The 9218-nt window shown below is 27.7% G+C and carries 10 protein-coding genes and 1 riboswitch; of the genes, 6 read left to right on the top strand and 4 right to left on the bottom strand.

Annotated features, from left to right (window positions below):
* The 3 genes from Q4A58_RS02765 to Q4A58_RS02755 all read right to left on the bottom strand — a co-directional run.
* The coding region (locus Q4A58_RS02765; RefSeq protein ID WP_303116420.1) for a tripartite tricarboxylate transporter permease at positions 1-1478 on the bottom strand (1478 nt) is incomplete at its 3' end.
* Positions 1479-1496: 18 nt separating this feature from the next.
* Positions 1497-1934, bottom strand: coding sequence for a tripartite tricarboxylate transporter TctB family protein (locus tag Q4A58_RS02760; RefSeq protein ID WP_303116419.1), 438 nt, complete (start codon positions 1932-1934; stop codon positions 1497-1499).
* Between the two features lie 22 nt (positions 1935-1956).
* Complete coding sequence (locus Q4A58_RS02755; protein ID WP_303116418.1) at positions 1957-2934, bottom strand: tripartite tricarboxylate transporter substrate binding protein; 978 nt, start codon at positions 2932-2934, stop codon at positions 1957-1959.
* Between the two features lie 230 nt (positions 2935-3164).
* Here Q4A58_RS02755 and Q4A58_RS02750 point away from each other — a divergent pair, with 230 nt between their 5' ends.
* On the top strand, positions 3165-3857 hold the full coding sequence (locus Q4A58_RS02750) for a Bax inhibitor-1/YccA family protein (RefSeq protein WP_303116417.1): 693 nt from the start codon (positions 3165-3167) through the stop codon (positions 3855-3857).
* A gap of 10 nt (positions 3858-3867) precedes the next feature.
* A complete protein-coding gene (locus Q4A58_RS02745; RefSeq protein ID WP_303116416.1) occupies positions 3868-4662 on the top strand; it encodes a hypothetical protein in 795 nt (264 codons plus the stop codon).
* A 68-nt stretch (positions 4663-4730) separates the two neighbouring features.
* Here the strand turns inward: Q4A58_RS02745 and raiA are convergent, their stop codons facing one another.
* The gene (raiA, locus tag Q4A58_RS02740; protein WP_303116415.1) at positions 4731-5261 is read right to left on the bottom strand and encodes a ribosome-associated translation inhibitor RaiA; all 531 of its coding nucleotides are present in this window, start codon (positions 5259-5261) and stop codon (positions 4731-4733) included.
* A gap of 147 nt (positions 5262-5408) precedes the next feature.
* On the opposite strand from raiA, the gene ctlX reads away from it, so the two are divergent.
* The 4 genes from ctlX (at position 5409) to Q4A58_RS02720 (ending at position 9050) form a co-directional block, all read left to right on the top strand.
* Positions 5409-6329: a citrulline utilization hydrolase CtlX gene (gene ctlX / locus Q4A58_RS02735; RefSeq protein WP_303116414.1), complete on the top strand. Its 921-nt coding sequence runs from the start codon at positions 5409-5411 to the stop codon at positions 6327-6329.
* Positions 6330-6389: 60 nt separating this feature from the next.
* A riboswitch (TPP riboswitch) is annotated at positions 6390-6492 on the top strand.
* A gap of 53 nt (positions 6493-6545) precedes the next feature.
* Entirely contained in the window at positions 6546-7307 is a 762-nt protein-coding gene (locus Q4A58_RS02730) for an ABC transporter permease (RefSeq protein WP_303116413.1), read from the top strand.
* A gap of 20 nt (positions 7308-7327) precedes the next feature.
* Positions 7328-8320: an ABC transporter substrate-binding protein gene (locus Q4A58_RS02725; RefSeq protein ID WP_303116412.1), complete on the top strand. Its 993-nt coding sequence runs from the start codon at positions 7328-7330 to the stop codon at positions 8318-8320.
* Between the two features lie 13 nt (positions 8321-8333).
* Entirely contained in the window at positions 8334-9050 is a 717-nt protein-coding gene (locus Q4A58_RS02720; RefSeq protein WP_303116410.1) for an ABC transporter ATP-binding protein, read from the top strand.
* Positions 9051-9218 lie beyond the last annotated feature (168 nt).

Raw genomic sequence — 9218 nt, 5'->3', positions numbered from 1 at the left:
TTTTTTCTATTTTGTATTTTTTCCATAATAATAGGAGAAAATAAAGAAAATATAGTAAGTAATAATAATACCTTAGAAACCGTACTTTGAAATAATATAGAATAACTTTGCTGATTTAAAATAAGTGATCTTCTAAGACCAGCTTCACCTATAGGTCCAAGTATTAGAGCTAAAACTATTGAAGCAGAGTTTAATTCAAATTTATGAACAAAATATCCTATAAAACCAAAGATAAACATCACGACAACATCTGCCATATTATTATGAATAGCATAAGAACCTATAACACTTAGAGAAAATATAAGTGGTATTAAATAACTATCAGGAACCCTAGATACCCTTGCAAATAGTTTAGAACCAGTTAGTCCCAATATAAGCATAAATATATTTACAATTATAAAACCAGCAAAGAAAGTATAAGTTACCTTCCCATGTACAGTAAATAAATCAGGGCCTGGTTGTAAACCTTGAATCATAAGCCCTCCAAGCAAAACAGCAGTAACACTTTCTCCAGGTATTCCTAAAGTAAAAGTAGGTATTAAAGACCCACCAGTAACAGCATTGTTTGCTGCTTCGGCTCCAGCTATTCCTTCTATGCTTCCCTTGCCAAATTTATCTTTTTCTTTTGAAAACCTTTTTGCCTCATTATAACCAATAAATGCTGCTATACTTGCTCCTGCTCCAGGTAAAATTCCTATTATACTTCCAATTAAGGAAGATCTAAAAGATGTAGGTAAAATTTGCTTTATCTCTTTTTTGGATAGCATAACTTTATTATCAAATTCTATCATTGTTCCTATTTCTTTTATTTTCTTTTCAGCAAGCAATAAAACTTGTGACATGGAAAATAACCCAATTAGTGAAGCCGTAAAAGGTACTCCTGATAAAAGTACTGGAATTCCAAAAGTAAAACGTGGATTTCCAAACATTGGATCCATTCCTATTGTTGAAAACATTAAACCTAATGCTCCTGAAATCAAACCTTTAGTCATAGATTTTGTACTTGCACCAGCTATTATTGTAAGTCCAAATATAGATAACCAAAAATATTCTGCTGGTCCAAACATAAGTGCTAATCTTGCTAATTTAGGTGCAAACAGATAAAGAGGTATAGCACTTAATATCCCACCTATAAAAGATGCTATTATTGCTGTGCCCAATGCTTTCCCTGCTTTTCCTTGTAATGTCAATTCATAGCCATCTATAGCTGTCGCTGCTGCTGCAGGTGTCCCTGGTGTACGAATTAAAATTGCTGAAATTGAACCTCCAAATATTGCTCCACAATATACTCCCGCTAGAACTATTAGACCTGTAGATGGATTCATTCCAAAAGTTATAGGTATCAAAAGAGCTACTCCCATAGCAGCTGAAAGACCTGGTAAAGCACCTATTGTTATACCTATTCCTACACTTATACATGCAGCCACTAAATTTATGGGACTTGAAGCTGTTAAAAAACCATATAATACATCTGACATATTGTAATTCCTCCTAAACTATATTAAAAAACCTTTCGGTACAGGTACTCTTAAGAAACTAACAAAAACAAAATAAATAAATATTGGAAATAATATACTTGTTATTACACTCCATTTGACACTATTCTTAAGCCCTAACATTACTATCAAAAGATAAACAACAGTTGTAGTAAAGAATCCAACTATTTCAATTAAAGCTATGTATGCTGCAGAAGCAAATATAATAAATAAAAATTGCCCAATTTTTACATCTTTAAATTTATCACTTTCTTCTTCATCATCTTTAGCCTTTATAACAAATGCATTTATAGCTAAAATTATTGTTAAAAAAACTAAAAGTCCTAATACAAAGTAAGGATATCTAGCTGCTTTTTCTGGAAGTTGTTTTATTAAAATAAAATAAAAAACTTCTAAAATTAATAGAGCTATTGTTAAAATTTTATCGTATTTTTTCATAGTTATTTTACACCTTTCTAGATTAAAGACCTAATTTTTCTCCAACTTCTCTCATATATTTATCATCATCTTTTATATATTGACCTAATTCTTCTGGTGACATATATTTTAAAGGTAGATTTGCATTTTCTGATTTTTCAATATTTTCAGGTGATTCTAAAGCTGCCTTTAATACATCGTGTAATTTATCTATAACTTCTTTTGGAGTTCCTTTTGGAGCTACAATTGCACGTGCTGAACCAAATAATACTGGATAACCGCTTTCAGTTAGTGTAGGTGTATCTTCAAATCCAGCTAATCTTTCTTCAGTAAATGTAGCTAATATACGAAGTTCGCCACTTCTCACTAAGCTTGCCACTTCACTTATTTTTGCTACAGTTGCATTTACATGCCCTCCACGAAGTGCAGCTAACATATCTGAACTTCCACCAAATGGAACATGAGTTAGCTCTATACCTGCTTCTTTAGCAAAATCTGCTGCTCCAATATGATTTGATGCTCCTGTACCGTTATTAGAAACCGTTAAATTAAGAGGGTTTACCTTAGCATATTCAACAAAATCTCCTATTGTATTGAACTCACTATCTGCTCTTACAACTAATACTCCTGGATCATAAACATGGTTCATTATAGGCTCTGCATCTTCAATTTTATATTTTGTTTCTCTTTGTAAAGGTAAACTTACAAATGTTGGTAAATTAATAAATCCTATAGTATATCCATCTGGATTTGCTTTTAATAATTCAGTATATCCTATCTCTCCGTCTGCTCCTGGTTTATTTACAATTACAAATGGTTGCTCAAAGTTCTTCTGTGCTTCTGCCATTAATATACGAGCGCCAACATCTGTCCCTCCACCTGCTTTATATGCTATGATTACATTAACTGGTTTATTTGGATAGACTTCTGCTACCTTTTCCTCTGCTTTTTTTTCTCCTCCACAAGAAATTAGCATTAAGCTCATAGCCCCCACAAATAAGTTTAACAATTTTTTCTTCATCAAAAACCCCTCCAATAATAATTTAAATGAATTTTATTATACTACATTTCTTTTTATATTTTCAAGTTAAAAAGTTTCTTATAAAAAAATACAAAAGTTATGAACATTTTTATTATAAAAAAAATATATTCAGTACTATTTTAAAATAAAAAACTTCTTATTTTTTAAGCTATATTATTTTTTAAATTAGTGGTATAATAAGAAAAAATTTATTTTAAGGAGGATTCTCTATGTACAACAAAGTTGATATTGATTTAAAAAGTACAAATAGTTTTTTAAGAAAAGTTTTTTTGTATATGGCATTGGGCATACTAATTTCTTTTGTCACTGCTTTTTATACATATAGCAGTAATTCTATGATTATGTTCGTTTATAAATATTTTACATTCCTAGTTATTGCTGAAATTGCAATGGTTTTATCTTTGAGTTTTGCTATAAATAAAATTTCTAGTTCTTTTGCTAGAATTTTATTTTTTGCTTACTCTGCTCTTACAGGTTTAACTCTTTCTGGAGTTGGACTCTTGTATGACCCTCTTAGCATATTATATGCTTTTACTATTGCTTTTGTAATTTTTGTAGTAATGGCTATTTTTGGATATACTACTCAGGAAGATTTAAGTTCCTATAGAAGATTTTTTACAATAGGTCTAATTTCTCTTATAATTATAGGATTCATTAATATCTTTGCTAGTAGATATTTTAATACAGGTCCCCTTTATTGGATTGGAACTATTTTAGGAGTTGTAATTTTCACTGGACTTATAGCATATGACGTTAATAGAATAAAATATATAGCATATGAAATGGCTGAAGGAAATGATGAAGTACTTGATAAGCTTTCAATAATAGGTGCCCTTAATCTATATTTAGATTTTGTAAACCTATTCTTATACATACTTAGATTCTTTGGAAGAAAGAAATAAGGAGCTTTTTATGAAAAAATTTTTGTTTTTTTTCTCAGTTTTATTTACTTTTAATATTTACGCTGCAACTACTAAATCTGATATGTATGGAAATAGAGGATTAGAACTAATTAGAGAAGCTAATTTTAACCAAATTTCTGAGCTTAGTAAGGCTAGTGGAAGTTTACAAACTTTTGAAACATATTTTGAAAAAAATAAAAAGGTTGATTCAAAAGGTATTTTATTAGGTACGGTTAGTAATTTCGTAGATGCCAAAAATATTCATGCAGGTCTAACTGTAGCATATCAAAAATATAAATTTGAAAATAATTATTTTAACACTAGAGATTATGCTCTTAATACTTATCTTTCTTACAGAAAAGAAAGCTATTTATTTACATTAGGTTTAGCATATTCTCAATCAAAAAAACTTGTAAAAAGAGCATATTCTGGAACATTTGAAATAGGAAAGTTCTTTAAAGGAAAAAATTATGATTTTTTTGACAAAACACAAGTTTATATATACACAGGTTTAGATTCTAATAAATGGAAACAAAAAAAAATTGAAAATACTAGATTTATAAATTATCGCTTAGGTCTTTCAACTTATCATTTTATAAAAAATTTAAGATTTACTGGAAACTTAGAATTAAACACTGATAACAAAAGATATACTGTAAATAGAGATAAGCTTAATCTATCTTTTTCTTATGCTGTAGCTTATCAAATTTATGATGATTTACTAATTGAATTAAAATATAAAGGAACTAAAAATAAAAAATTTTATAATAATTTGGTTTCTTTAGGTTTTACTCATAATTTTTAAAAAAATAAACTGCCACTTAAGTGGCAGTTTATTTTTTTAAAATCTTCTATTTTTTTATTCTTTTATTCTTATATAAAACAATAATCACCATCTTTTCTTTTATAAACAACAGCCATTTTTGAAGTTTCTACATTAATAAAGGCAAAGAAAACTTTATTTAAACTCTCAAGTTGCAAAATAGCTTCTGAAACATCCATTGGTTTCAATGGTAGATATACCTTTACTAATTTTTTTTCTTCTGTTTCAAAATTTTCGTCATTATTTAAAGAGTAAAACTTCTTAGCTGTATCATCTTGAACTTTTGCACGAGTATGCTTATCTTTATGTTTTTTTAATTGAGGTTCTATTCCATCCACAGCTTTGTCTATAGCCGTATATAAATCTTGTTCAGTAGCTCTTGATTTTAAAGTACTTCCACTTAAATACACTAAAATTTCTGCAACGTGAGCATTACCAGATTTTAATCTTGCAGCAGATAATGTCACATCTGTCCTAAGAATAGAATCATTAAATTTTCCAATCTTTGATATTTTTTCTTCAGCATACTTTTTAATTGAATCAGTTAAAGTAATTTGTCTTCCTTTAATTGATAATTTCATAAACATCACTTCCTTTTCATCATGTTAAGTAGTGCTTTTTTAGATTATACAATACTTTTAAAAAAATAGCAAAAATTTAATTATTAAGTTGATTTTGACTTATAAAAGTATTAAACTATAAGAAATATTTTATTTTTTGGAGGTAAGATGGAAAAATTTATAACTAATAAAATTTTAATGGTAAGACCTATTTGTTTTGCTTATAATGAAGAAACTGCTGTGAATAATCACTATCAAAAAAATTCTAATAAATCTGGACTAGAAATTCAAAGACAAGCACTTATTGAGTTTGACAATATGGTTGAAAAGTTAAAAAATAATGGTATAGATGTAAAAATTTTACAAGATACTGAACTTCCCTATACCCCTGACAGTATCTTTCCTAATAATTGGTTTTCCACTCATTCTAATAATTTAACAATTTTGTATCCTATGTTTGCAAAAAATAGAAGACTAGAAAGAAGAGAAGATATATATGATTTTTTTGACAATAAAAAAGAAATAAAAATTTTGGACTATTCTAATTTAGAAAATGAAAATATTTTCTTAGAAGGTACAGGTTCTTTAGTTTTAGATAGAAAAAATAAAAAAGCCTATTGCTCTTTATCTGAAAGAGCTGATGAAAGGCTTTTAGATATTTTTTGTAATGATATGAGCTATAAAAAAATTGCTTTTCATTCATACCAAACTGTTAAAGGAGAAAGAAAATTAATCTATCATACAAACGTTATGATGGCTATTGCAGAAAATTATGCCCTTATCTGTGCTGATGCCATTGACGATGCTAATGAAAGAGAAAAAGTTTTAGATGAATTAAAAAATGATAGGAAGGAAATTATTTACATTTCAGAAAAGCAAGTTGAAAACTTTTTAGGCAATGCCATAGAGTTAAAAAATAAAGACAACCAAAGTATTCTTGTTATGTCACTTACTGCTTTTAATTCTTTAACAGTTGAACAAAAAGAAAATATTGAAAAATATAGCTTAATTTTAGCTGTTGATGTTTCAACTATTGAAGAACATGGAGGAGGCTCTGCTAGATGTATGATAGCAGAATTATACATTTAAAATTTATTCTTATTGACAAGTTGAGATAAAAAAAATATAATCTAAGATGTAAATTTAATATTAACTGTACTGGGGAGCTTATAGCTGAGATTAGAGTAAACTCTTAGACCCATAATTACCTGATTTGGATAATACCAACGTAGGGAGTACAATCAAAATTATGATTAACTCTCTTTATTTTTTAAGAGAGTTTTTATTTTTTAGAAAGAAGGAAAAATGTGTAAAGTAAAGAAATTATTAAATAGATATACAAGTTATATCAGTGTTTTATCAGTTCTCATACTATGGCAATTGGCGGGATTTTTTTCTCTGTTACCCAAATTTATATTTCCTACTCCATTTGAAATTATTCGTGCTTTTATACGAGATATTAACTTACTCATATTCCACAGCAAAATCACCCTCATTGAAACTGCAATTGGTTTAAGTTTAGGTATAATAATAGCAAGTATATTAGCAATTTTAATGGATAGGTATAAAATAGTTTATAAAACCATCTATCCCTTGTTAATATTAACACAGACAGTCCCGACAATTGCCATAGCACCCATACTTATTTTATGGTTAGGTTATGATATGACACCTAAAATAGTTTTAATAGTTCTTACGACCACTTTTCCAATAATAATAAGTATTTTAGATGGATTTAAACATTGTGACGAGGATCAAATTAGACTCTTAAAACTTATGAATGCAAATGATTTTCAAATTTTAAAACATTTAAAATTTCCCACTTCACTTGGCTATTTTTTTGCTGGTCTTAGAGTTAGTGTTTCATATGCATTTATAACAGCTGTTGTTGCTGAATGGCTAGGTGGTTTTGAAGGATTGGGTGTTTATATGACAAGAGTAAAAAAAGCTTTTGAGTATGATTCTATGTTTGCGGTCATTTTCTTAGTTTCTATGATCAGTCTTCTAAATATAGAAATTGTTAAAATAATAGAAAAAAAAGTTTTAAAATGGAAATATATACAATAAAAAATTTTTAGGAGGATAAAATGAAAAAATTAAAGTTTTTACTAGTTTTTATGGTACTATTTTTAGTCGCTTGTGGAACAAAGAATAAGGTTGAAAATAAACCTGTTGAATTAAAAAAGGTAGATTTCTTATTAGACTGGGTTCCTAATACAAACCATACTGGACTTTTTGTTGCTAAGGAAAAAGGATACTTTGCTGAAGAAGGTATAGATTTAGATATTAAACAGCCTGCTAATGAAAGCACTTCTGGTCTTGTTATAAATAATAAAGCTCCTATGGGAATTTACTTTCAAGACTATTTAGCTCCAAAATTAGCTAAAGGTGCAGGAGTTACAGCAGTTGCTGCAATTATAGAAAATAATACTTCTGGTATTATAAGTGACAAAAAATTTAATATTCAAAATCCAAAAGATTTAGAAAATCATAAATATGGAACTTGGGACATACCTATTGAGCTTGCAATGTTAAAAATTATAATGGAAAATCAAGGTGGAGACTTTTCAAAAGTTACAAAAATCCCAAATACTGATGATAATTCTATAACTAATATTGCAAATGGACTTTTCGATTTTGCAGCTATATATTATGGTTGGGATAAAATAATGGCAGATAATTTAAAAATAGAAACTAACTTTTTCTATTTTAAAGACTATGCAGATGAGTTGAATTTTTATTCACCAATAATTATTGCAAATAACGATTATTTAAAAGAAAATGCAGAAGAAGCTAAAAAAATATTAAAAGCAATAAAAAAAGGTTATCAATATGCTATGGAACATCCTGAAGAATCTGCAGATATTCTAATAAAACATGCTCCTGAGCTAAGTAACAAAAGAGATTTCGTATTAGAATCTCAAAAATATTTATCTAAAGAATATGCAAGTAATAAAGAAAAGTGGGGATATATCGATGCTGAGCGTTGGAATAAATTCTACAATTGGATAAATGCTAATAACTTACTAAACAATCAAATTCCTGAAAATACTGGATTTAGTAACGATTATCTAGAATAGGTTGGTATATTTAATGATAGAAATTAAAAATTTAAGTTATTCTTTTGGAAATTCTAAAATCTTAAAAGACATAAACTTAAATGTAAAAGAAAATGAAATAGTTAGTATTATAGGAAGCAGTGGAGTCGGAAAAACTACTCTTTTCAATTTAATAGCAGGTATACTAGATATACAAGACGGTGAAATATGGATAGATGGCAGCAGTGATTATAAAACTAAAGTTGCCTATATGTTACAAAAAGATTTATTATTTGAACATAAAACTGCTATTGAAAATATAATTTTACCCCTTATTATAAGTAAAATTGAAAAAAAATATGCTTTGGAAGAGGCAGAAAAAATTTTAAAGGTATTTGGTCTTTTTGAATATGCTGATAAGTATCCTAAACAGCTAAGTGGAGGAATGAGACAGAGAATTGCACTTATTAGAACTTATATGTTTAAAAGAAAAATATTTTTGTTAGACGAAGCTTTTAGTGCACTTGATGCAATAACAAAAAGAGAACTTCATGATTGGTATTTAAAATTAGCTCAAGAATTTAAATTAACAACTATACTTATAACTCACGATGTTGAAGAAGCAGTTCTGCTTAGTAATAAAATTTATATCTTAGCTAATAGACCTGGTGAAATTATAAAAGAAATTAGAATTGAACTTGATAAAAATAAGGATATTGAGTTTCAAAGACTCTTATATAAAAGAGAAATCATTGAAATAATGAAAATTTAAAAATACTTGACATTTTAAATTTATAGTAATATAATTAATCAAAATTATTAGAGTTTATAAAAAGGAGATAAAAATGCTAAGGAGAAACAGGATAAGGAACTATACAAACAATTTAATAATAACCTTATCTATTTTATATTAGCTATATTTTCTTTTATATATTTTTAT

The organism is Fusobacterium sp., assembly GCF_030528405.1.
In the GTDB taxonomy this organism is placed as follows: Bacteria; Fusobacteriota; Fusobacteriia; order Fusobacteriales; family Fusobacteriaceae; genus Fusobacterium.
The sequence above is the reverse complement of the archived record's forward strand: the minus strand, read 5'-3'. Positions and strand labels throughout refer to the sequence as shown.

What these genes read in the sequence shown, in the direction of transcription:
- Q4A58_RS02760 (WP_303116419.1), bottom strand. Translation starts at nt 1,934, where the DNA reads ATGAAAAAATACGATAAAATTTTAACAATAGCTCTATTAATTTTAGAA.
- Q4A58_RS02755 (WP_303116418.1), bottom strand. Translation starts at nt 2,934, where the DNA reads ATGAAGAAAAAATTGTTAAACTTATTTGTGGGGGCTATGAGCTTAATG.
- Q4A58_RS02750 (WP_303116417.1), top strand. Translation starts at nt 3,165, where the DNA reads ATGTACAACAAAGTTGATATTGATTTAAAAAGTACAAATAGTTTTTTA.
- Q4A58_RS02745 (WP_303116416.1), top strand. Translation starts at nt 3,868, where the DNA reads ATGAAAAAATTTTTGTTTTTTTTCTCAGTTTTATTTACTTTTAATATT.
- raiA (WP_303116415.1), bottom strand. Translation starts at nt 5,261, where the DNA reads ATGAAATTATCAATTAAAGGAAGACAAATTACTTTAACTGATTCAATT.
- ctlX (WP_303116414.1), top strand. Translation starts at nt 5,409, where the DNA reads ATGGAAAAATTTATAACTAATAAAATTTTAATGGTAAGACCTATTTGT.
- Q4A58_RS02730 (WP_303116413.1), top strand. Translation starts at nt 6,546, where the DNA reads ATGTGTAAAGTAAAGAAATTATTAAATAGATATACAAGTTATATCAGT.
- Q4A58_RS02725 (WP_303116412.1), top strand. Translation starts at nt 7,328, where the DNA reads ATGAAAAAATTAAAGTTTTTACTAGTTTTTATGGTACTATTTTTAGTC.
- Q4A58_RS02720 (WP_303116410.1), top strand. Translation starts at nt 8,334, where the DNA reads ATGATAGAAATTAAAAATTTAAGTTATTCTTTTGGAAATTCTAAAATC.